The following is a 22,233-nucleotide window of genomic DNA, read 5'->3' on the forward strand; positions in this document are numbered from 1 at the left end:
AGATCTCATGCCCGTCAGCCAGTCCGCCATTCGCCTGACCAGCCATCTCGATCACGACTACCTACGCCAGGCGCTCGAACACGACGTCCGCAGCGGGCTGGCGTCGACGCCCAAGTCGCTGCCGCCCAAGTGGTTCTACGACGCGGTGGGCAGCGAGCTGTTCTCCCAGATCACCCGGCTGCCCGAGTACTACCCGACCCGCCGCGAACTGGCCATCCTGCGCGAGCACGCCGGCGACATCGCCGGGCGGAGCGGCGCGGACACCCTGGTCGAGCTCGGCTCGGGGACCAGCGAGAAGACCGTCCTGCTGCTCGACGCCCTCGCCGGCGCGGGGACGCTGCGCGCCTACACGCCGGTGGACGTCGACGCGGTCACCCTCGGCGACGCCGCGCGGAGGCTCACCGCCCGCTATCCGGGGCTGGACGTGCACGCGGTCTGCGCCGACTTCGAACGCCACCTGGCGCTGCTGCCGAGGGAGGGACGGCGGATGGTCGCCTTCCTCGGCGGCACCATCGGCAACCTCGACCCGGCGGCGCGCGAGGTGTTCCTGAAGGAGCTGCGCGCCACCCTCGGCCCTGGCGACTCCTTCCTGCTCGGAGCCGACCTGGTCAAGGACACCGGACGGCTGGTGGCGGCCTACGACGACGCGGCCGGGGTGACCGCCGCCTTCAACCGGAACGTGCTGTACGTGATCAACCGGGAACTGAACGCCGACTTCGACCCGGACTCGTTCGAGCACGTCGCGCTGTACGACCTGCGGCAGAACTGGATCGAGATGCGACTGCGCGCGACCCGCGCCATGCGCGTGCGGATCGGCGGCCTCGACCTGTCCGTCTCCTTCACCGCCGGTGAGGAGATGCGAACCGAGATCAGCGCCAAGTTCCACCCGGAAGGCCTGCACCGGGAACTCGTCGCGGCCGGGTTCACCCCGACCCGCCACTACACGGATCCCACCGGCGACTTCAGCCTCATCCTGTCCCACACGTAACCCTTCCTCCCAAGGGCGGCGCCCCTCCCGCCGCCCCACCCCTCGAAGCACTGGCCGGGAGCCGGTATCGCGGGCACGATGAAGCGGTGGATCTCGAATCCTTCCTCGGCACGGCCCGGCGGCTGCTCGCCGTGCCGTCGACCGCCGATCGGCCCGACGAGCTGCACCGAGCCCTCGACCTCGTACTCGACTTCGCGGGCGGTCCCGGTTTCACGGTCGAGCGGTTCGAGTCGAACGGCAAGCCGAGCGCGCTGGTCTACGCCGGCGCACGGCGACCACATTTCCGGATCATCCTCAACGCCCACCTCGACGTCGTGCCCGCGCCGGCGCACCAGTTCCGGCCGCGTCTCGCCGGGACCCGCCTCTACGCCAGGGGCGCCCATGACATGAAGGTGTCGGCACTGGCACAGGCCCAGGTCTTTCGCGAGCTGGCGGGCGGGCTGCCGTACCCGATCGCGCTGCAGTTGGTCACCGACGAGGAGGTCGGCGGTCGCGACGGCACGCTGTACCAGCTCGAACAGGGGGTCAGCGGCGACTTCGTGATCATCGGTGAGCAGAGCGGGCTGCGCGTCGTGACGGACTCCAAGGGGATGGTCACCGCGAACCTGCGGGCCACGGGCAGGAGCGCCCACAGCGCCTACCAGTGGCTCGGCGACAACGCCCTGCTCAAGCTGCAGCGCAGCCTCGACAACACGCTGGCCAGATATCCCGTGGCCACCGAGGAGGCCTGGCGGACCACCGTGAACGTGGCGCGGATCGAGACCCCCAACCAGGCTCGCAACCAGGTCCCGGCCCTGGCCGAGGCGTGGCTGGACATCCGGTTCCCGGCACGGGACCCCGACCTGGACGGCAGGACCGCCGAGGAGATCACCGCGCACCTGGCGTCCTTCTGCGAGCCCGGCGTCACGCCCGTCGTCGACCACGTCGATCCACCGCATCACGCCGACCGGAACCGCCCCGAGGTCCGCGGGCTCCAGCGGGCCGCCGGGAACCAGGGCTACCGTGAGGGCTTCCTGCGCAAACACGGCGCCGCCGACGGCCGGTTCTACTACCAGCGGGGCATCGACGCCGTCATCTTCGGCATCGGCGGCGACGGCCAGCACGGCCCCGACGAGTACGCCGACATCACGACGATCGTGCCGTACCACCGGGCACTCAGGGAATTCCTCGAAAACCCCGGAGCAGGATGATCACCGTCTCCCGGCCCGCTCACCGCCTCCTCGCACCGCGACGGCGGAAAGCGGTACTCCCGAGGCCGCTATCCCCCGGCACCGTGGCCGACGAAGGAGCGGGGGGTGCGGTCCTTCCAGGGCATGGCCTGTTCGAAGCGGGCGGCCACCCGTAGCAGCAGGTCTTCGCGGCCGTAGGGGGCGACGATCTGGACCCCTATCGGCAGGCCGTCGGCGCTCTGGCCCAGGGGCAGGCTGATCGCGGGCTGGCCGGAGATGTTGAAAGCCACGCAGAACGGCCCGTAGTCGAAGATCGACTCCAGCCAGCTCGTCACGGTGTGCTCGGGATCGTCGTACCTCAGCGTGCCGTGCGGCGCGGGCAACCGGCCGAGGGTCGGGGTGACCAGCAGGTCGTACGCGGTGAAGAACGCGCCGACCGATCTGCTCACCCGGTTCTGCGCGTCGAAGGCCCCCAGCAGACGGAAGGCACTGAGCTCCTTCGCCTCCTCGAAGGCACGCATGGTGACGGCCTCCACCTTGGCGGGGTCCGGTTGCCGCAGGGACATGAGCAGGGGTGCCGCCACGGCGACGATCGCGCTCGGCACCACGGCGCGCATGACGGTGTCCCAGTCGACGGCGGGACTCGCCTCGTTGACGTCGTGGCCCATCTCCTCCAGCACGCGACCCGCCCGGACCGCCGCCTCGGCCACCTCGGGGTCCACCGCCGCGCCCGACCACGCCCGCGTGGTCACGGCCACCCTCAGCGGCCCGGGATCGGTCCCCGGCTCGTCGGCGTACCGGCGCGACGGAGGCGGCGCGGTGTACTTGTCGCCCACGCCCGGTCCCTGGACGGCGTCGAGGTAGTGGGCGGCGTCACGGACGGTGCGGGTCAGCCCGAACTCGCAGGACATCCCGAACAGCGCCTCCCCCACGTCGGGCCCACACGGGGTACGGCCCCGGCTCGGCTTGAGCCCGACCAGCCCGCAGCAGGAGGCGGGGATGCGGAGGGAACCCGCTCCGTCGCTGCCGTGCGCGAGGGGCACGGCCCCGGCCGCGACCAGGGCCGCGGCGCCGCCGCTCGACCCGCCGACGCCCCGATCCGGGTCCCACGGATTGCGGGTCGGCCCGTACCTGACCGACTCGGTGGAGAAACTGATCAGCATCTCCGGCACGGTGGTCAGCCCCAGGGTGACCAGCCCCGCCGCCCGAAGCCGCGTCATCAGGTCGGTGTCGCGCTGTGCGACGACGCCCTCGACGCTCCGGCTCCCGCAGAAGAACGGCACTCCCTTCGCCACCGGGCCGTTGTCCTTGATGAGGAACGGCACACCGGCGAGCGGCCCGTCGGCCGCGTGGTCGAGCGCGGGTGAGAACACCGGCAGCGCGAGCCCGTTCACCTCGGCGTTCGCCACCTCGAGTGCGCGCCGGGCGACGGTCTCCACCTCGGCGGCGGTGATCTCGCCCTCCCGCATCAGATCACGCAGTCCGACGGCGTCGTACCGCGCGTACTCGTGGAGCTCCACCGGCTCTTCCTCTCGGTTCTCGGCCTTCCGCGCCCTCGGGCACGCGCATGGAACACTGCCCGGAAGGCGCGGACCTGACGGTCACGGCGGCCCGGGTTCCCGTCGTGCGGCCAGGATCCTGTGCGGGCTCGCGGAGCGCCACTGGTTTTCCACCCGACCGGGGACCGCCATCGTGGTACGGCACCGGGCGACCGGAAAGCCCCGGAAAGCTCACTCTCCGGAGCGAGGCGGTCTTCGCCCCCGGGAGGGAGGCGTGGGCGAGGGGGCGGGCATAGCCTGGCGGAACCCCCGAGCCGAGCGGTGACCCGACAGTGAACCTCCTCCGCGTACCACGGGCCGACGTGGCGATCGCCGCCGTCGTCACGGCCGCGACGGTGACGCCCGTCTTCGTACGCCACGTGCAGCCGTGGTGGGTCGTGGTGCTGGCCCTCCTGACGTCGGTCCCGGTCCTGTGGAGGCACACGCTGCTCGTCCCGGCCGGCCTGGTGACGGGGCTGTCGATGACGGCGTTCGCGCTGGTGCAGGAACAGCTGCCGCACAAGCCGTTCCTGCTGATGCCGTACGGGCCGCTGGTCTGCACCTACACGTTCGCGGCGCTGGCTCCGCCGGTGCTGCGGGTGATCGGCGTCGGGCTGCTGGCCGCGGGGCTCCTGGTCTCCCTCATCCTGCCGCACGAGAACTTCGACACCTTCCGCTACGTCGTGACGGTGTACGTCGCCGCCTACGCCCTGGGGGTCGGCACCAGGGCCAGGCGCGCACAGCGGGCAGTGGATGAGGAGCGCTCCCTGCGGCTGCGGGAGGAGCGTGCCGCCGCGGTCGCGGAGGAGCGCACGCGCATCGCGCGCGACATGCACGACATCGTGACGCACTCGGTCGGGCTCATGGTCGTACAGGCCGAGGCCGGGCCGCTGGTCGTGCGCGGCGACCCGGCGAAGGCGGAGGCCGCGTTCGAGGCGATCGCGACGACCGGACGGGACGCCATCGGCCAGCTCCGCCTGATCCTCGGGACGCTGCGGGGCACCCCCGGGCGGGAACCCCAGCCGGGCCTCGACACCGTCGCCGACCTGGTCGAGCGCACCCGGCAGGCCGGTCTGGACGTCACCGTCGAGGAGCGGGGCACGCGGCTGCCGGTCTCGGCGGCGGTGGACATCGCCGCCTACCGGATCGTCCAGGAGTGCCTGACGAACGTCCTTCGGCACGCGGCCGTCCGTACCGCGCGGCTGTCCCTGGCGTGGTCGCGCCGTACGCTGACGATCGAGGTCGCCGACGACGGCGGGGGCGGGGGCGCCGGGTTCCGCGAAGGACACGGCATCGTCGGGATGCGTGAGCGCGCGGGAGCCTGCGGAGGTAGCCTCACCGTCGACCCCCGTGGTTTCACCGTCACCGCGACCCTCCCCATCGGATGACCCACATGCGCGTACTCGTCGCCGACGACCAGGACCTGTTCCGCGGCGGCTTCGCCATGATCCTCAACTCGCACGACGACATCACGATCGTCGGCGAGGCCGCGGACGGGGCGGAGGCCGTCGAGAAGGCCGTCGCCCTCGAACCCGACCTGGTGCTCATGGACATCCGCATGCCCCGCATGGACGGGGTCGCGGCCACGGCGGAGATCTGCCGCCGCACCTCCGCGAAGGTGCTGGTCCTGACGATGTACGACATCGACGACTACGTGTACGACGCGCTGCGCGCCGGGGCGAGCGGCTTCCTGCTCAAGGACGTACGGCGGGACGACCTGGTGCGCGCGGTCCGCCTCGTCGCGGCGGGCGAGGCGCTGCTCGCCCCGGCCGTCACCCGGCGGCTGATCGAGGACGTCGTACGGCGCGGCACCGCCAGACCCGCGCTGCGCAGACGGCTCAGCCAGCTGACCGACCGGGAGACCGACACGCTCCGGCAGGTCGCCCGGGGCCTGTCCAACGCCGAGATCGCCGCCGAACTGGTGGTCAGCGAGCACACGGTGAAGACTCACGTGAGCAACCTGCTGGCCAAACTCGGCCTGCGGGACCGGGCCCAGGCGGTCGTGTTCGCCTACGAATCCGGCCTGGTCGTCGCGGGCTCGGAATAGTCACAAGCCTGGAGTGATCACGGACTCGGGGTGACCAGCAGGTTCAAGAGGATCGCGGGTTCGGGGGGCCCAGCGGATCCGGGACAAAGTCCACCCGGCGAACACCGGCTCGACGCGCCCCTCACCATGCCCATGGTTGTCCGGGGCGCCGGTACGGCGGGCGGTGGGACGGAGCGGATCGGCGCCGGTGAGCGAGGCTCCGCCCGGTGAGCGGTCACGGTCACACCGATGACGGCCTCGTACCCGGGTCTCCCTCTCGTGAGCGGTCACGGGTTCACCCCGCAGGCCGATCCGGACCGGTGTCCTCCTCGGCGAGGCTCTGGCCACAGCCTTCGCAGAGGAGACCCCGATGTTCCGTTTTCCCACCCTTCTCGCCACCGCCGGTACAGCCCTCGCCCTGGCCGTCACCCCCGCCGGCAGCGCCATGGCGGTCCGTGACGCCACCGGCGGTACGACCTGCGTGACCCGCACCTCCCTCGGCGCCGTCTCGGGTACGGCGACGGCCGGCCTGTGCGCCTTCCGCGGCATCCCCTACGCCGAGCCACCCGTCGGGGAGCGCCGCTTCCGGCCGCCGAAACCCATCGGCCCGTGGCGGGGCACGCTCAAGGCCGTCGACGATAAGCGCGTCTGCCCCCAGGACCGGGACGCGCTGTCGGAGGACTACCCCGACGACAGGAAGGTCTACACCGACGAGGACTGCCTCTACCTCAACGTGTGGACGCCACAGCCGGACCGCGCGAAGCGCCCGGTGATCGTGTTCATCCACGGCGGCGCGGCCAGGTTCGGGACCGGCAACGAGCCGCGCTACGACGGAACGCATCTGGCCACCAGGGGAGACGCGGTGGTCGTCTCCCTCAACTACCGCCTCGGGGTGCTCGGCTGGACCGAACTGGGCGGCCTCGATCCGGCCTACCGCGGCTCGGGCAACAACGGGCTGCGCGACCAGATGACCGCGCTGCGCTGGGTGCGGCGGCACGTGGCCGACTTCGGCGGCGACCCCGCGAACGTCACCGTGGTCGGCGAGTCAGCGGGCGCCAACTCGATCAGTGCCATGCTCGCCACCGACCATCCGGAGAGGCTGTTCCGCCGGGCCGTCCTGCAGAGCGGCAGCGGAGCCCTCGTCCACACCGCGGCGTTCGAGCGCGGGATCGCCGCCGCCTTCCCCGTGCGTGACGTCGCCGCGCTGAAGGCCATGCCCGTGGACGAGGTGCTCAAGGTCCAGGAGAGGGCCCTGGCCACCCTTCCCGGTACGGCGGGCGGCGCGCTCTACTTCGGCCCGTACATCGACGGGACACTGGTCCGCGACTCGGTGCTCAAGCGTGTCAGGGCCGGGAACGCACGCGGGATCGACCTCCTCGTCGGCAGCGACCGCGACGAGGTCAACTTCTTCGGCCAGTTCGCCTCGAACGGGCTGAGCGATCTCGCCCGGCAGTACGACGCGTTCTTCCCCAAAGAACTCGCGGCCCGGCGTGAGCGGATGACCGCGATCTACCGGAAGGGCAGGACCCGCCAGGAGGCGACTCTGGCGATGTTCACCGACCAGGGCATGCGGGTGCCGATCCTCAGGCTCGCCGAGGCGCAGAGCGGCTGGCGTCCCAGCTACGCGTTCCAGTTCGACTGGGCGCCGCCGAAGGGGGTCGGGGCGGTGCACACGATCGAGATGGCCTTCATGTTCGGCACCCTGCGCTTCCCCGGTGTCCAGGGTGGGGAGGAGGCGCTGCGGACCGACCGGGCACGGCTGACGGCGCTGTCGAACCAGATGGTCGACGCCTGGACCTCCTTCGCCCGTACCGGGGATCCCGGCGCGCGCCGTACGGTCTCCAGGCCCGCGTGGCCTGCCTACCGCGCCCCGCGACGCGCCACGATGATCTGGGATCTCTCCCCCAGGGTGGCCGACGACCCCAAGGGGAACGAACGCGCGCTGTGGGACACGCTGGCGTTCGACGGCCTCAATCTCTAGAGCAGGCGGGCGGTCTCGACCTCTAGAGCGGGCGGGCGGGCTCCGGATCGGGCAGGCGGGGTGCCGATCCGGAGGCGGTCGCCGTCCGGGCCGCGAAACTCGACGATCTCGCGGTCTCCCATGAACGGCCGTGTGACGCGCATCCGGGCAGGAACGACGAGGGCGTCCATCGGGCGCGAGAAAATCTGACATCTCCATGAGATGTTTCCCCGCCGGTTTCCTCAGCGGTTCCGGACACGCTCCAGGACGACGACCGGATCGCCCACCCGGATCTTGCCCGGCGTGCGCGGCACACCGCCCTGCCCGAAGAGGATCTTCCGTGCGACGGTCCGGAAGCCGGCGAGCGCGCGGAGCGGCTGCCGCTCCCTGGTCCCCGTCCCCTGGTTCACGTTGACGATCATGCAGCGCCCGCAGGGTCCCACCAGCTCGATCTCCACCTCGCCGATCCGCAGCCGCCGTACCCGATCCTCCCCGAACGGTTCGTCCCAGCCGGAGACGACGATGTTCGGCCGGAAACGGTTCATCGGCACGGGCTCCGGCAGCCTCGTGTTCAGCTCGGCCAGCGACTCGGCGGAGGTGACGAGCAGCGGGAAGGCGTCGGCGTACCCCACCTCCCCGCCGCCGTGACGCGGGTCGAGCGGGCGGACGTGGTCGTCGGGGAGGCACACCAGGCGGCACGGGGTGCCGAGCGCCGCGGAGAACCAGCCAGCGGCGGTGTCGCCCTGGTCGACGCCCCGGTAGGGGACACGGAAGAGGGTGATGTCCCGCGCCGGCCCGGCCCGCCGTACGTCGTGCACGAGCGGGGCCGCCACGACAGCCGGGGGCTCCGGATCAACGGGGCCGACCCGGAGCCTCCGGCCGTCGTAGACCGGCCTCAGGAGCGCCATCGCCGGAATCTCCCGCTGGGACAGGTGCCTGCCGTCGGGGGTGACCAGCATCAGTTCGCGGTCGTTCCGTATACCGCGCGGGGTGATCTCGGCCTCCCGCAACGAGGTACCGCCGCCGCTCTTGAGGGGATAGACGTTCAGCTCCGTCACGATCACGCGGGTCTCCTGGCGGGCTCGCGGCCTCCTGACGGCTCACGCCGTACCGGTCCGGCCGCCCGAGGCGGAGCGACGGCGGGAAGGGGGATCCTCATGGCCGCGACCCTACGCGCGTCCCCGAACGACCAGAAGGCCTTGCCGGTCAATCTCACATGAGAATGTCACTTTTCCTCTTCCGAGAGCCGAACGCCGACGGCGGACAGCTCGGCCGTCTCCTCGGCGCTCAGCCTGAGCCCGGCCGCCGCCACGTTCTCGGCGAGGTGCGCCACCGAGGAGGTGCCCGGGATGGCCAGCGTCACCGGTGATCGGGCGAGCAGCCACGCGAGCACGACCTGCGCGACCGTGGCGCCGTGCCGCTCCGCGATCCGTCCGATCCGCACGTCGTCCGGCGGCTGTGCCCCGCCCAGCGGGAAGAACGGCACGTACGCGATGCCCTCCCGTTCGCACTCGGCGAGCAGGTCCGTGTCCCGTTGCCGCAGCAGGTGGAAGTGGTTCTGCACCGCCGCCACGGGGGCGATGGCCCGTGCCTCGGCGAGCTGCGCCCCCGACACGTTACTGAGCCCGAGATGCCGGACGAGCCCCCGCTCCCGCAGGGCGGCCAGCGCGGCGAACCGCTCCCCGATCGGCTCGTCCGTCATCCCGATCCCGCCCAACCGCAGGTAGACCAGGTCGAGGGAGTCCCTGCCGAGCTCGCGAAGGTTCTGCTCGACCGCGGGACGCAGGTCGTCCGGGCCCGCCTCGGGCAGCCATCCCTGTGGCCCGCGCCGGGGGCCGACCTTGGTGGCGATCACCAGGTGATCGGGATAGGGGTGCAGCGCCGTGCGGATCAGCTCGTTGGCCGCGAGGTCCCCGTAGAAGTAGAACGAGGCGGTGTCGATGTGGTCGACACCGAGATCGACCGCCCCGCGCAGCACCGCCAGCGCGGTGTCCCGATCCCCCGGCGGCCCGTCCCAGCCCCGCGCGGGCAGCCGCATCGCTCCGAACCCGATGCGGGAGACCCGGGTTTCGCCGCCCAGCAGCCGGTGTCCGGCCTCGTCGATCCGTGTATGCGTCATGTCCCAACCCTCCAGCGCTCCCGCTCACGCGGCGAGGCGGTGGCAGCAAGCTGCCACGCACGCTTTGCCGCGCGCGGCGCGGGGCCGCACACTTGAGGCGATGACTGTTGATCCGGATCGGAACGTGATCCTGCGCGGTGAACGGGAGCTGGCCGAGCGCGCGGGCCATCTGTTTCTCCGCGCCGAGCGGGAGTTCGTCTGCGCGGCCGGTGACCTGAAGACCTGGAGCATGCCCGGCATGCGCGCGCGGATCTCCGGGGCCGGGCCCCGCACGGCTCCGGCTCCGACCGTCCGCAAGCTCTTCAACCCGCAGGTCCTCGACGACGAGGAGTCCGAGCGACATCTCGTCGAGGTGGCCGCCCACGGCGTCCACGTACGGATCTGCGCCACCGCCCTGCCACACGAGACGATCATCATCGACGACCGGATCGCGATCCTCGCGGGACCGTCCGTACGGGGCACCCGTACCTACACCGTGGTGCGCTCCCCCGACGTGGTCAGAAGTGTGAGCTCGCTGTTCCGGGCCACCTGGGAGACGGCCGTCGGGCTGGCCGAGTTCCGCCGGGCCCGCCCGCCCGTGCTCGACCAGGAGAGCCGGCGGATCCTGACCGTGCTCGGCGCCGGTTACAAGGACGAGACCGCGGCGCGCGAGCTCGGCCTGTCGCTGCGCACCTACCGCCGCCGGGTGGCCGAGCTGATGAAGGCGCTCGACGCCGGGTCCCGCTTCGAGGCGGGCCTGCGCGCCCACGAACTCGGCCTCACCGGCTGAGTCCCGTACCGGCCCACCGCCGCCCTCGATCCCGTCGATCCCGTCGATCCCGTCCTCGCCGTCCGTGTCCACGTCGCCGGAAGAGTACGCGGATCTGCGTACGGCGAAGCCTCCGGTGAGCGGATGTCCCGCCGCGTCCCCGCGACCAGACTCGGCGGCATGCTGACCGTCCTCATTCGCGCTTTCCGCGTGCCCGACCTTCGGAAGAAGTTGCTCTTCACGCTGGCGATGATCGCGCTGTTCCGGTTCGGGCAGATCCTGCCCGCGCCCGGCGTGAACGTGGTCGCGGTGCGGGCGTGCCTGAACGGAACCGACGGCGGCCTCATCGAGGCTCTGCAGCTGTTCAGCGGCGGAGCCATGCTGAAGCTGTCGGTGTTCGCCCTCGGGGTCATGCCGTACATCACGGCCGGCATCGTCGTCCAGTTGCTCACCGCGGTGATCCCGCGCCTGGAAACCCTCAGGAAGGAGGGGCGGGAGGGACAGGCGAAGATCACGCAGTACACGAGATATCTGACCGTGGTGATGAGCGTGCTCCACGCCGCCACGATCGTGTCACTGGCCCGGGCGAACCAGATCTTTCCCAACTGCCGCGAGCGGATGCTGTACGACCAGAGCCCGGTGACGGTCGTGGTGATCGTGGTCACGATGGTCGCGGGGACGAGTGTGATCATGTGGCTGGGTGAGCTGATCACCGACCGGGGGATCGGGAACGGCATGTCCATCCTGATCTTCGCGCAGGTGGTCGCCGTCTTCCCCTCCTACCTGTCGAACATCTTCCTGCTCAACCCGTTCGCCCTGGTGACGATGCTGGTCTCGGGTGTCTTCCTGGTGGCGGCGGTGGTGTTCATGGAGCAGGCGCAGCGGCGGATCCCGGTGCAGTACGCCAAGCGGATGGTCGGCCGCAGAATGTACAGCGGGACCTCGACCTACCTGCCGCTGAAGGTCAACCAGGCCGGGATCGTCCCCGTCATCTTCACCTCGTCCCTGCTCTTCCTCCCTCAGCTGGTGACACAGCTGACGGGCGGTGCGGGACCGGTCGCCGAGTGGGTCGCGCGCTACCTCGTGTCCGGCGACCACCCCATATACATAACGACGTATCTCCTGCTGATCGTGGCCTTCACCTACTTCTACGTGTCGATCACCTTCGACCCGGCGGAGGCGGCGGACAACATGAAGCGGTTCAGCGGGTTCGTACCCGGCATCCGGCCGGGACGGCCCACCGCGGACTACCTCCGGTTCGTGCTCTCCCGGCTGACCGCGCCCGGAGCCGCCTATCTCGCCACGCTGTCGCTGATCCCGATCATCGCGTTCATGATGCTGCACGACCAGGGCACCCAGCAGAACTTCCCGTTCGGCGGGACGACCGTCCTCATCATGGTCGGGGTGGGGCTGGACACGGTGAAGCAGATCGAGGCGCAGCTGGAACAGCGCACCTACACGGGCTTCCTCAAGGAATCGTCAGGCCGGACCTGACGGCGAAGACGACCAGCTGGGCGCGGTCGCGGGCACGCAGCTTGACCATCGCGCGGCTGACGTGGGTACGGACCGTGTCGGGGCTGATGACCAGTTCCGCGGCGATCTCGTCGTTCGACCGCCCCGTGGCGACCCAGGCGACCATCTCGCGTTCCCTGGGGGTGAGGGTGTCGAGGCCCTCGACCGGAGCGACGTCATGACGGCCGAACAGGCCGATGACCTTCCTGGTGACGGAGGGGGACAGCAGCGCCTCCCCGGAGGCGACGACCCTGATCGCGTGGGCGAGTTCCTCGGGGGCGCCGTCCTTGAGGACGAACCCGCTGGCACCGGCCTGGAGGGCGGCGAAGACGTACTGGTCGACCTCGAAGGTCGTGACGACGACCACCCGGGTGGCGTTGAGCGCGGGGTCGGCGGCGATGGCGCGCAGCGTGTCGATGCCGTCCATGCCGGGCATGCGGATGTCGAGCAGGAGGACGTCCGGACGTGTCTCGCCCAGCAGCCGGAGAGCCTCGGCGCCGTCGGCGGCCTCACCGGCGAACTCCAGGTCGGGTTCGCGGTCGATGAGCGCCCTGAGCCCCATGCGCACGACGGCCTGATCGTCGGCGAGCGCCACGCGGATCGAACCCGCCGGAGAGGTCACGCGCCCCTCCGGATCATGCGATCTCCGAACCACGGGACTTCCCGCACGGCCCGATGCCCCGGATCATGCGTCCCTCCGGATGAGGCCGTCCGGCCTTCACCGGAGACGTCCTGGATCATCCGGCCTTCGCCGGAGCCGCCCTGGGTCATACGGTCTCCGCCGGAAGCCCGGTGTCCAGGGGAGACGCGCCGCCCACGGGGAACCTGGCCACGACACGGAAGCCCCCGCCCTCGCGGGAACCCGCGCCGAACGAGCCGCCGACTTCCGTCACCCGGGCCCGTATCCCGGCCAGCCCTCGTCCCTCCGCCGCTCCTGCGGGGCGTCCCGCCGCCGTTTCCGCCGGCCCCCTCCCCCTGTCGGCGACCTCGACGACGAACCCGCGCGGCTCCTCGGCCACGCGGACCGAGACCCTGGTCGGACCCGCGTGGCGCAGGACGTTGGTCAGCGACTCGCGCACGACGCGGTAGACGGTGTCCCCGAGATGCGCGGGAATGTTCGGCTCCACCGGCTCGACGTCGACGGGCAGCCCCGCCGCGCGCACCCCCGCGATCAGCTCGGACAGGTCGTGCCCGGCGGGCGTCTCCGGGGACCGCTCGTGTCCCGGCGCCTCCGCGTCGCGCTCCGACCATCTCCCACCGTGTTCCGGCGTCCCCGGACCGTGCTCCGGAGGCACCGGGCCGTACTCCGAGGTCTTGAGGTCGATGCGGTCGAGCGCGGAACGGAGGTGGTCGAGCGCCCGCACGCTGGTCGAGCGGATCGCCTCCAGCGACTCGCGAACCTGGTCGGGACGCTCGTCGAGCATCAGCAGAGCGATCTTGGCCTGCATGGCGATGGCCGCGAGGCCGTGACCGGCGGCGTCGTGCACCTCCCCGGCGATGCGGGCCCGTTCCAGAGCGATCAGTTCCCGGACGTCCGCCGAAACCGGCGCTCCCGCCGCCCCCCGCGAACCGGCCGACGCCTGCGAACCGGCCGACGCCTGCGGATCGGTCAACGCCTGCGGACCGGTCAACGCCTGCGAACCGGTCGACGACCGCGCCGTCTCCGTGACCGATCCGGGGTGGACGGCGGTCTCCGCGACCGCCTCCGGCCGTCCCTCCGGTTTCACGAGCAGCGTCGGCTGGACCGGTGCCGCCGTCAGGGCCCATCCCGCCGGCACGGCGGCGTCGGGAACATCGGGGGCCCCGGGGGCCCCGGGAACATCGGGACCGCAGCCCGCCGGAGGGCACACGCCGACCGCCTGGCCCGCCGGGAGCCCCACGCTCAGGGGATGATCGGCCGTACCGCGAGCCTGGGCGAGACCGTTGGGCGGCCACGGGATGGCCAGCCAGCCCACCCACGCGAGCATGAAGACGACCGGAAGGTCACGCAGCCGTCCCAGCCGGGACAGCGCCGCAGCAGCCGCCACCAGGGAACTGCGGGGGCGGCTGTCCGGCTGCGTGTGCTCGGTCACCATCCCCCACCAGAACAGGCTCGTATGCCTTGATCCTAGCCAGCGTCAGGGGGTCGTGTCCGAGATGCGACCGAGTGGTTCCCCAGCTCCCCGGCACCGTCTCCCGACACCTCGGCGCCCGGCATCGCGCGGCCCGCCGACCACGCCGGGACTCCCTTACCCCCCATCGGCCTCCCCCGGCCCCGGGCCGAAGGCCGGTGTGTCAGGCCAGAGCCCGGTCAGGTCCAGCGCCTGGGCCGGTGAGGCGGCGTGCCGTATGCCGGGCAGAGGCCGGCCGTCCTGGTCGAGGAGCCGCCAGCCGCCGAGCTGGACCACGGGGGTACGGCCCCGGCGCATGGCGAGGGCCAGTTCGGACAGCGTCCCCCAGGAACCACCGACGACGATCACCGCGTCTCCCGAGTTGACGATGATGCCGTTGCGCGCCTCGCCGACCCCGGTGGGAATCACGATGCTCAGGTCGGGGTTGGCCCCCTGCCTGTCCGGCAGGGACAGGATGCCGACGACCGTCCCGCCCGCCGACCGCGCCCCGGCCGCGACGGCGGCCATGACCCCGGTGTAACCGCCGCAGATCACCACCGCGCCGCGCTCGGCCAGCAGCCGGCCGACCTCGCGCGCGTTGGCCTCGTCCTCTCCGGTGCAGTCACGGGGACCGCAGACCGATACCTGAATCGTCACGAGGAGATCGTGCCAGCACACCCGGCCCACGTCCTGTGTTCTCGTGCCGGGGGACGCGCGCCGTACGGAAGCGGCCTCCGAATCGGCCCCCGGGAGGCCCTCTCACCCGAATCCCGGGGCACCTCTCCCCCAATTGGTCAGCCTTCACTGAATTCAGCATGGACTGTAGTACAGCACTCGCTGTACTTTCGTGAGTATGCTCACCGCCGCCACCCGTATGGACGCCATGGCCCGCCTCGGGAAGGCCCTGGCCGACCCGACCCGATGCCGCATCCTGATCGCGCTGCTGGAGGGACCGGAGTATCCCGCCCGGCTGGCCGAACGCCTCGATCTCACCCGATCCAACGTCTCCAACCACCTGGCCTGCCTCCGAGGCTGCGGACTGGTGGTCGGCACCGGGGAAGGACGTCAGACCCGGTATGAAATCGCCGACCGACGTCTCGCGCACGCGATAGACGCCCTGCTCGGGGTGGTGCTGGCGGTGGAGACCGGCGAACGGTGCCTGAACGACGCACCGGAAACCTGCACACACGCCTCGAACGGCACACCGGAAACCTGCACACACGCCTCGGACGGCACATCGGAGGCCCGCACGCAGTACTCGGACGTCACACCGGGAATCCCCGCGCGGCAGCAGGACGACACACCGGGAGGGGAACGCGCGTGACCGTCCACGATCTCGGCCCGAGTCCCGCCCGCCGGGCGGCGTTACATCGCCGGATCCGGCTCCTCGTGTCCGCCACGATCACCTACAACGTGATCGAGGCGGTCGTCGCCGTCACCGCGGGCACGATCGCGTCGTCGGGGGCGCTCGTCGCGTTCGGCCTCGACTCCGTGATCGAGATCGCCTCGGCCGCCGCGGTCGCCTGGCAGTTCTCCGGCCGCGATCCGGAGGCACGCGAGCGGGTGGCCCTGCGCGTCATCGCGCTGTCGTTCTTCGCCCTCGCCGCCTACGTCACGCTCGACTCGGTCCTGACCCTCACCGGTGCCGCCGAGGCCGAACACTCCACCGCGGGAATCGTGATCGCCGCGCTCAGCCTGGCGGTCATGCCGTTCCTGTCGGCCGCCCAGCGTCGCGCCGGTCGCGAGCTCGGTTCGGCGAGCGCGGTCGCGGACTCCAGGCAGACCATGCTGTGCACCTACCTGTCGGGCGTGCTCCTGGTCGGGCTTCTGCTCAACAGCCTGCTCGGCTGGTCCTGGGCCGACCCCCTGGCCGCCCTGGTTATCGCCGCCGTGGCGGTCAAAGAGGGACGCGAGGCATGGCGGGGCGACACCTGCTGCGCCCGCCCGGCCCCGTCCTCGGATTCGTTCTCGGCGGCCCCGATTCCGAGCCCGTCCTCAGCGGCCTCGCCCCCGACCGGGAGCGAGGCCGGCTGTTCCTGCGAACCGGGCTGCTCGTGCTGCGTCCCCGGTCCCGCGCGGAACGGTCTCCGGTGATCCACCGGATGATCCGCCCGCGCGGGCGAGGCCGGAAGTCATCGGCCCCGGCCACCGGAGGATCGGATCACAGCCGCTGCCAGAGCGCCGGGACGTTCGGCGGCTCCCAACCGGGCAGCGCGGTGTGCGCCTGGAGGCACCTGTAGGTGACGCCGCTGTAGAGCACCTGGGCACCGGCCGTGTAGGCGGTGCCCGCGGCCCAGTTCCCGACGGGCGACGTGGGGGTCAAGGTCGGGGTCTGGGTGGGGGTCTGGGTGGGCGTCACCGTCGGGGTCACGGTCGGGGTCACGGTCGGGGTCAAGGTCGGGGTCACCGTGGGGGTCTGGGTGGGCGTCACCGTGGGGGTCTGGGTGGGCGTCACCGTGGGGGTGGGGGTCGGGTCGGGACCGTTGCCGACCTGGAGGTCGACGCAGTTGTAGAAGGCGTTCTCGGTGTCGGCGATGTTCCAGATGGCGAGCACCTTGATGCGGCCCGTCCTGCCGCCCAGGCTCACCGTGTGGGAGACGGTGGATCCGGGCTGCCTGCCGCGGTCGTCGAACAGCGCGATCCGGGTGCCGCCGACGTAGTACTCCCAGGTGCTGGTGGCGTGCCGGGCCTCGATCAGCCACTTGAAGGTGACCGTGTCACCGACGCTGGTGGCTGGCCAGGCCTTGCGCTCGTCGTCGAGCGGAGCCCAGCGGGAATCGCCGCCGCTGCAGTTCCGCAGTCCCTTGGGGCCCTCGACGCTCTGGGGCTCCCAGATGATGTCGCCGCAGTTGGAGACGCGGCCCTCGGCGCACATGGCCTGCCGGCTGGGCGGCGACGAGATGTACCCGTGCGCCGAGGCCGCAGGAGCCACGAACACCACGGTCGCGGCGGTTACCACCGCCGCCGACAGGAGCGTGATGATTCTTCTCATCTCTGCTTCTTTCGCTGGGGGTAACTCGAATATAAAAGAAAGTTTCCTAACAGTAAATGGAGCGGTCAGCCCGGACGGCGGGTCGTTGTCAGGAGTCGGCGGGCGGGTGACCGTACGTCCTCGCCGGCGAGGAGGCGGGCGGGTTCAGGCGCGGACAGGCCTTCCGGCCGGGGCGGCGCTCCAACCTCGGAAGGAACGGCCGCCGCGGGTATCCCTTGGTTATCCTCGGAAGTGACGCTGATCGCCGCGCGGGAGGTGAGGTCGTGACGGAACGCAAACCACCGGGAGTCAGCTTCGAGACGTGGATCGACCGGCAGATTCGCGAGGCCACCGAGCGCGGGGAGTTCGACGATCTGCCCGGCACGGGCAGGCCCCTCCCCGGCGAGGGCAGACCACATGACGAGATGTGGTGGATCAAGCAGAAGATGCAGGCGGAGAACCTGTCGTTCCCGCTGCCGGGGACGCTCGCGCTGCGTAAAGAGGCCGAGGAGTCCCGGGCGGCGGCGGTGGACGCCCGGACGGAGGCCGAGGCTCGCCGGATCATCGGGGACATCAACGACAAGATCCGCGAGAGCTACGGAAAATCCCTGTCAGGCCCGCCACTCGTCCAGCCGCTCATCGACGTCGAGGAGGTCCTCGCCGACTGGCGTACCCGTCGGCCCGTCGAGGAGAAGCCCGCCCGGGCCCCCGAGCCTCCTCGCGAGAGACGCTCCTTCTTCCGTCGCTTCAGAAACGGCTAGTGCCGCGCCTCTCCGTCCCCCACCGTGTTCGTGGCCGTTCGAGCGCCGGTACGGGCCCTGTCCCCGACAAGGTCCCCGTCAAGGCCTCTGCCCAGGCCACCGTTGAGGTCCCTCCCGAGGTCCCTGCCGAGGTCCTTGTCGGCGGCCCCGCCGAGGTCCTTGTCGAGGTCCCTGCCGAGATCCCTGTCGAGATCCCTGTCGAGCCAGAGGTGTCCCACCGCCTCGTCGAGGTCCATCCGATCCCGCTTGTCCCACATTCCGGCACCGGGCCTCGGTTCCGGGGAACCGTTGGGATCCGGGGCCCCGCGCCGCGCCCGCCGATCAGGTGTCCGCGTCATCGCACTCCTCCTCCGCCGTGGTGAACGCGCACCCGCGCCCGCTTCGGTCCGGGCTGCTTCAGTCCGGGCCGACGCGGCCCGCGGGCCGCGTCGGTGCGGGTCCCCGCCGGAGTGGTTCCGGTTCCGGCGGGGACCCCCGGTGTCCGTCCAGGCGCTGATCAGCGCGTGATCCAGGCGTTCCAGAAGATGCGGTAGAAGTTGTCGTAGCCGTGCAGCTTGGACGTGTACGCGGCGTAGAAGTTCGACTGGCTGATGGCGATGCCCGGGAACTGGTCCCAGATGTAGGTCTGCAGGTCGTCCACGGCTGCCTTTGCCCCGGCCTCGTCCACGGCCTGGTCGTAGGCGGCGATCTTCGCCTGCCCCTTCTCGTCGAACCCCTGCATCAGCGCGAACTGCGCCGGCGTGGTCATGCTGCCGTTGTACATCATCATGGAGATGTCCCATTCGGTGGGACGGGTCATCGTGGTCGCCAGCATGGCGGTGAAGTCGTAGGTCTCGATCTTGGCCTCGACGCCGACCTCCTGCAGTTCCTGCTGGATGACGACCGCCCACTGGGACAGCTGCGGGTACGCCTTGGTCGTCACGATCCGCAGGACCTGTCCGGGCTTCAGCCCGGCCTGTTCGAGCAGCTTCTTGCCCTCGGCCGGGTCGTTCGCCTGGAACCGGTCGGCGCCGACGGTGGAGTGCATTCCCTTGTTGGCGGGCATGGCGTAGGAGCCGGTCAGCGTGGTGATGTCCTTGCTGCCGCCGCCGACGGCGTTCAGCTCCGGCTTGTTCAGGATGAGGTTGAGTCCCTGACGGGCGCGGACGTCACTGAAGATCGAGGCGGGGTTCCGGTTGGGCAGGATGAAGTTCACGTTGCCGGAGCTCCAGGTGGCCACGGTGAGCGAGGGGTCGGCCTTGAGCAGGTCGTACTTCTCGTTGGAGGGCATGGCGTAGTCCCAGCGTCCGGCCTTCAGGCCGTTGACCAGCGCGTCCGCGTCCGAGACGACGAGATAGGTGACGGTGTCCAGGTAGGCGTGCTTGGCCCCGGCCTGGCCGCCCCAGTCCTCCTCACCGCGCGAGGCGTACTTGTCGTAACGCTCGAAGACGATCTTCTGCCCCACGTCCCACGTCTTGAGCCGGTACGGGCCGGTGCCGATGACCTGGTCGGTCGCCAGCCCGTTCGCGCTCAGGCCCTCCAGGGACTTCGCCTGGTAGATGGCCGCCGACGACGTGGTGAGCTCCTTGATCAGGCCGTAGCGCGGCTTCGAGAGCAGGAACCGCACCGTGTGCTCGTCCACCGCCTTGACGTCGTCGACCTGCTTGGCGATGAGCTTTCCGGTCGGGTGGCCGGTGAACCAGCGCTTCATGCTGGCGACGACGTCCTTGGAGGTCAGCGGCGTGCCGTCGTGGAAGGTGACGTCCTTGCGGAGGGTGAAGGTGTAGGTCAGGCCGTCCTCGCTGCGCTCGTAGGTGTCGACGAGCATGGGCCGCGCCTCGTAGTTCCTGTCGACCTCGAACAGCTTCTCGAAGATCATGTCGCCCATGTGGGCGGCCAGGAGGTTGGGCTTCGCGACGAAGTCCAGCGAGCCCGGGTCGTTGGGGATCGCGACGTTGAGGTTCCCGCCCTTGACGGGTCCCTGCCCGCCGGCCGGTGAGGCCGTCGTGCTCTGGCCCGTACAGCCGGCCACGACCAGCGCGCAAACCGCCACCAGTGCCGAGATCGACAACGCGTATCGGCGGGACCGGGGTGCTGTTCTCACGGATTCTCCTTCGCTCCTGAGACGTGTGATGGGACTTCCGGTCGCCGCAGCAGCCGAGATTGCCTGCAATGTCGCATATCGGTTCCGCGCAATAAACCGAAAAAAACCGTACAGAATCCTCGACTGAGCCGAGGAGAGCGTGGGATCACAGCGCACCGGCCCCGATCCGGCTCGACGACTTCCTCGACTCAGTCGAGGAAGAGGAACACTTTTATCTGGTTTACCAAGGGAAAGTTGGATGACACAGTCTTCTTACGCACCAATCCACCTGTGCTGGGAGAAGAGTGACGATCATGCCGATAACGGCAAACATGTGCAGCGCAGGCGGACGCCCCCGCACCGAGGAGCACCATGCCCGACGCCCCTGAAACGCCCCTCCTCGACGTGCGCGGCCTGTCGATCGCCCTCAGCACCGACACGACGGAACTCGAACTCGTCCACCACCTCTCCGTGACGCTGGACCGAGCCCAGACGCTCTGCATCGTCGGCGAGTCCGGCAGCGGCAAGACCGTGACCGCGCTGTCCATCATGCGGCTGCTGGAGTTCGCCGCCCCGGTGCGGACGAGCGGAGAGGTCAGGGTCGACGGTACCGACATCGTCGCCCTGCCCGACGAGGACATGCGCCGATATCGCGGGCGCCGGATAGGCATGATCTTCCAGGAGGCCCTGGAGTCCCTCAACCCGTCGCAGCGGATCGGCAGGCAGCTCATCGAGGCCCACCACGCGGCGGAGGGCGTGCGCGGCCGCCGCGCGCGAACACCGGGCGCGGCGGAGCGGGCGGAACAGAAGGCGCGCGGTCTCCTGACCGAGGTCGGCCTGGCGGACACCGACCGCATCATGGCGCTCTATCCCCACCAGCTCTCGGGCGGCATGCAGCAGCGCGTCATGATCGCCATGGCGCTCATGTCCGACCCGGACCTGCTGCTGGCCGACGAACCCACCACCGCGCTCGACGTCACCACCCAGGCGGACATCCTGGAGCTGTTCCGCCGGGTGCGACGAGAGCACCGCATGGCATGCGTGTTCATCACCCACGACATGGCCGTCGCCGCCGAGATGGCCGACCGCATCGCGGTCATGTACGGCGGGCGCCTCGTCGAGGTCGGCCCCGCCGCCGACGTGCTCACCACGCCCCGGCACCCCTACACCCGTGCCCTGCTCGACTGCGTGCCGCAGGCGGAGGTGCGCAGGACCGGCGGCCTGCCGTCGATTCCCGGATCGGTGCCCGGTCCGGCGGAACGGTTTCCCGGTTGCCTCTACGCCCCCAGGTGCCCGCGCGTCACCCGGCGGTGCGCCGAGGAGGAGCCGAGTCTCGCCCTCGTCGGAGGTTCCCAGGTCGCCTGCCTGCACCCCGCGACCGAGCCGGTCGACGTCGAGGCCCCGGTGCTCCCCGGCCCGCCGGCGCCGTCCGGCGATCCCGGCACGGCGCCGCCCGTTCTCCGAGTCCGGGACGTCAGCAAGGTCTTCGGCACCGGCGGCCGCCTCAGCCGGAGATCACAGCAGGTGCACGCGGCCAGGAGCCTGTCGTTCTCCGTCGCCCAGGGCGAGTTCTTCGGCCTCGTCGGCGAGTCCGGCTCCGGCAAGACGACGCTCGGACGCATGATCGCCGGACTCGAACGGCCTTCCTCGGGAAACATCGCCGTCGGCGAGGACATCGTGCTCACCGACCGTGGTGTCCAGGGCGCCAAGCGGTCCTTCCGTCAGCGGGTGCAGATCGTCTTCCAGGACCCGCAGAGCTCGCTCGACCCGCGCTACACCGTCTCGGCCATCATCAAGGAACCGCTGCGAGAGCTCACCCCGCTGCGCGGAGACGCGCTCGACAGACGGGTGCTGGAACTGCTCGACGAGGTGGGGCTGCCCGCCTCCACGGCCCACAGGCTGCCGGGCCAGCTGTCCGGCGGACAACGCCAGCGGGTGGCCATCGCCCGAGCCATCGCACCCGAGCCCGAGCTGATCGTGGCCGACGAGCCCACCTCCGCCCTCGACGTCTCCGTCCAGGGCCAGGTCATGAACCTGCTGCTGGACCTGAAGCGGGAACGGCGGCTCAGCTTCGTCTTCATCACCCACAACCTCAGCCTGGTGCTCTCCGTGGCGGATCGCATCGGCGTGATGTACCAGGGCGAGCTCGTCGAGGTCGACCGCCCCGACGCCATCCTCTCCCCGCGGGCCCATCCGTACACCAGACGGCTGCTCCAGGCGAACCCCAAGCTCACGATCAGTGCCCCGGCCACGCCGGACCCGGCCGGCAAGTGATCCGGGAGGAAACGG

20 protein-coding genes and 1 pseudogene are annotated in these 22,233 nt (G+C 70.7%); 11 read left to right on the forward strand and 10 right to left on the reverse strand.

The genetic code is table 11. The features are described 5' to 3' along the window. The first annotated feature begins 7 nt into the window (after window positions 1-7). Complete coding sequence (gene egtD / locus AB0N02_RS20030) at window positions 8-988, forward strand: L-histidine N(alpha)-methyltransferase (RefSeq protein WP_363948448.1); 981 nt, start codon at window positions 8-10, stop codon at window positions 986-988. An 86-nt stretch (window positions 989-1,074) separates the two neighbouring features. Further along, the gene (locus AB0N02_RS20035) at window positions 1,075-2,178 is read left to right on the forward strand and encodes a M20 family metallopeptidase (RefSeq protein ID WP_363948451.1); all 1,104 of its coding nucleotides are present in this window, start codon (window positions 1,075-1,077) and stop codon (window positions 2,176-2,178) included. Between the two features lie 68 nt (window positions 2,179-2,246). On the opposite strand, the gene AB0N02_RS20040 is transcribed toward AB0N02_RS20035, so the two are convergent. Further along, on the reverse strand, window positions 2,247-3,677 hold the full coding sequence (locus tag AB0N02_RS20040) for an amidase (protein WP_363948453.1): 1,431 nt from the start codon (window positions 3,675-3,677) through the stop codon (window positions 2,247-2,249). Between the two features lie 341 nt (window positions 3,678-4,018). Here AB0N02_RS20040 and AB0N02_RS20045 point away from each other — a divergent pair, with 341 nt between their 5' ends. The 3 genes from AB0N02_RS20045 to AB0N02_RS20055 all read left to right on the forward strand — a co-directional run bounded on the left by AB0N02_RS20045 (window position 4,019) and on the right by AB0N02_RS20055 (window position 7,702). Beyond that, window positions 4,019-5,083 carry a histidine kinase gene (locus AB0N02_RS20045; RefSeq protein ID WP_363948456.1) on the forward strand — a complete coding sequence of 355 codons (1,065 nt, stop codon included), beginning with the start codon at window positions 4,019-4,021 and terminating at the stop codon, window positions 5,081-5,083. Further along, window positions 5,080-5,742: a response regulator transcription factor gene (locus AB0N02_RS20050; protein WP_363948458.1), complete on the forward strand. Its 663-nt coding sequence runs from the start codon at window positions 5,080-5,082 to the stop codon at window positions 5,740-5,742. Before AB0N02_RS20045 ends, AB0N02_RS20050 begins: the two co-directional genes overlap by 4 nt. A 349-nt stretch (window positions 5,743-6,091) precedes the next feature. Beyond that, window positions 6,092-7,702, forward strand: a complete 1,611-nt coding sequence (locus AB0N02_RS20055) for a carboxylesterase/lipase family protein (RefSeq protein ID WP_363948460.1) — start codon at window positions 6,092-6,094, stop codon at window positions 7,700-7,702. On the opposite strand, the gene AB0N02_RS20060 is transcribed toward AB0N02_RS20055, so the two are convergent. From AB0N02_RS20060 to AB0N02_RS20070, 3 genes are all read right to left on the reverse strand, one after another. Then, window positions 7,699-7,872 carry a hypothetical protein gene (locus AB0N02_RS20060; RefSeq protein WP_363948462.1) on the reverse strand — a complete coding sequence of 58 codons (174 nt, stop codon included), beginning with the start codon at window positions 7,870-7,872 and terminating at the stop codon, window positions 7,699-7,701. The two genes, AB0N02_RS20055 and AB0N02_RS20060, sit on opposite strands and share 4 nt — an antisense overlap. A 51-nt stretch (window positions 7,873-7,923) precedes the next feature. Continuing rightward, a complete protein-coding gene (locus tag AB0N02_RS20065) occupies window positions 7,924-8,745 on the reverse strand; it encodes an MOSC N-terminal beta barrel domain-containing protein (protein WP_363948465.1) in 822 nt (273 codons plus the stop codon). A gap of 161 nt (window positions 8,746-8,906) precedes the next feature. Beyond that, a complete protein-coding gene (locus AB0N02_RS20070; RefSeq protein ID WP_363948467.1) occupies window positions 8,907-9,800 on the reverse strand; it encodes an oxidoreductase in 894 nt (297 codons plus the stop codon). Window positions 9,801-9,900: 100 nt separating this feature from the next. On the opposite strand from AB0N02_RS20070, the gene AB0N02_RS20075 reads away from it, so the two are divergent. Continuing rightward, entirely contained in the window at window positions 9,901-10,569 is a 669-nt protein-coding gene (locus tag AB0N02_RS20075; protein ID WP_363948470.1) for a DNA-binding response regulator, read from the forward strand. Window positions 10,570-10,728: 159 nt separating this feature from the next. Further along, a complete protein-coding gene (gene secY / locus AB0N02_RS20080) occupies window positions 10,729-12,042 on the forward strand; it encodes a preprotein translocase subunit SecY (protein WP_363948655.1) in 1,314 nt (437 codons plus the stop codon). On the opposite strand, the gene AB0N02_RS20085 is transcribed toward secY, so the two are convergent. From AB0N02_RS20085 to AB0N02_RS20095, 3 genes are all read right to left on the reverse strand, one after another. After that, the gene (locus AB0N02_RS20085) at window positions 12,017-12,682 is read right to left on the reverse strand and encodes a response regulator transcription factor (protein WP_363948473.1); all 666 of its coding nucleotides are present in this window, start codon (window positions 12,680-12,682) and stop codon (window positions 12,017-12,019) included. The two genes, secY and AB0N02_RS20085, sit on opposite strands and share 26 nt — an antisense overlap. A 145-nt stretch (window positions 12,683-12,827) precedes the next feature. Then, the gene (locus tag AB0N02_RS20090) at window positions 12,828-14,132 is read right to left on the reverse strand and encodes a histidine kinase (protein ID WP_363948475.1); all 1,305 of its coding nucleotides are present in this window, start codon (window positions 14,130-14,132) and stop codon (window positions 12,828-12,830) included. A 156-nt stretch (window positions 14,133-14,288) separates the two neighbouring features. Further along, window positions 14,289-14,807: a TIGR00725 family protein gene (locus AB0N02_RS20095; protein WP_363948478.1), complete on the reverse strand. Its 519-nt coding sequence runs from the start codon at window positions 14,805-14,807 to the stop codon at window positions 14,289-14,291. A gap of 196 nt (window positions 14,808-15,003) precedes the next feature. On the opposite strand from AB0N02_RS20095, the pseudogene AB0N02_RS20100 reads away from it, so the two are divergent. Then, window positions 15,004-15,294: pseudogene (locus AB0N02_RS20100) on the forward strand (metalloregulator ArsR/SmtB family transcription factor); the annotation flags it as partial. Between the two features lie 176 nt (window positions 15,295-15,470). Next, window positions 15,471-16,244 (forward strand): cation transporter, encoded by a 774-nt coding sequence (locus AB0N02_RS20105; RefSeq protein WP_363948480.1) that lies wholly within the window; start codon window positions 15,471-15,473, stop codon window positions 16,242-16,244. Between the two features lie 67 nt (window positions 16,245-16,311). Here AB0N02_RS20105 and AB0N02_RS20110 read toward each other — a convergent pair whose 3' ends face one another. Continuing rightward, a complete protein-coding gene (locus AB0N02_RS20110) occupies window positions 16,312-17,142 on the reverse strand; it encodes a lytic polysaccharide monooxygenase (RefSeq protein WP_363948483.1) in 831 nt (276 codons plus the stop codon). 263 nt (window positions 17,143-17,405) lie between these two features. Here AB0N02_RS20110 and AB0N02_RS20115 point away from each other — a divergent pair, with 263 nt between their 5' ends. Continuing rightward, window positions 17,406-17,882 carry a DUF1992 domain-containing protein gene (locus tag AB0N02_RS20115; protein WP_363948486.1) on the forward strand — a complete coding sequence of 159 codons (477 nt, stop codon included), beginning with the start codon at window positions 17,406-17,408 and terminating at the stop codon, window positions 17,880-17,882. Here the strand turns inward: AB0N02_RS20115 and AB0N02_RS20120 are convergent. Together AB0N02_RS20120 and AB0N02_RS20125 are read right to left on the reverse strand one after the other, a co-directional pair. After that, on the reverse strand, window positions 17,879-18,220 hold the full coding sequence (locus AB0N02_RS20120) for a hypothetical protein (protein ID WP_363948489.1): 342 nt from the start codon (window positions 18,218-18,220) through the stop codon (window positions 17,879-17,881). The genes AB0N02_RS20115 and AB0N02_RS20120 overlap by 4 nt on opposite strands. Window positions 18,221-18,378: 158 nt before the next feature. Further along, window positions 18,379-19,965 carry an ABC transporter substrate-binding protein gene (locus tag AB0N02_RS20125; protein ID WP_363948492.1) on the reverse strand — a complete coding sequence of 529 codons (1,587 nt, stop codon included), beginning with the start codon at window positions 19,963-19,965 and terminating at the stop codon, window positions 18,379-18,381. Window positions 19,966-20,316: 351 nt separating this feature from the next. Here AB0N02_RS20125 and AB0N02_RS20130 point away from each other — a divergent pair, with 351 nt between their 5' ends. Further along, complete coding sequence (locus tag AB0N02_RS20130; RefSeq protein ID WP_363948495.1) at window positions 20,317-22,218, forward strand: ABC transporter ATP-binding protein; 1,902 nt, start codon at window positions 20,317-20,319, stop codon at window positions 22,216-22,218. Window positions 22,219-22,233: the final 15 nt, after the last annotated feature.

Source organism: Streptosporangium sp. NPDC051022 (genome assembly GCF_040683035.1).
GTDB lineage: Bacteria > Actinomycetota > Actinomycetes > Streptosporangiales > Streptosporangiaceae > Streptosporangium.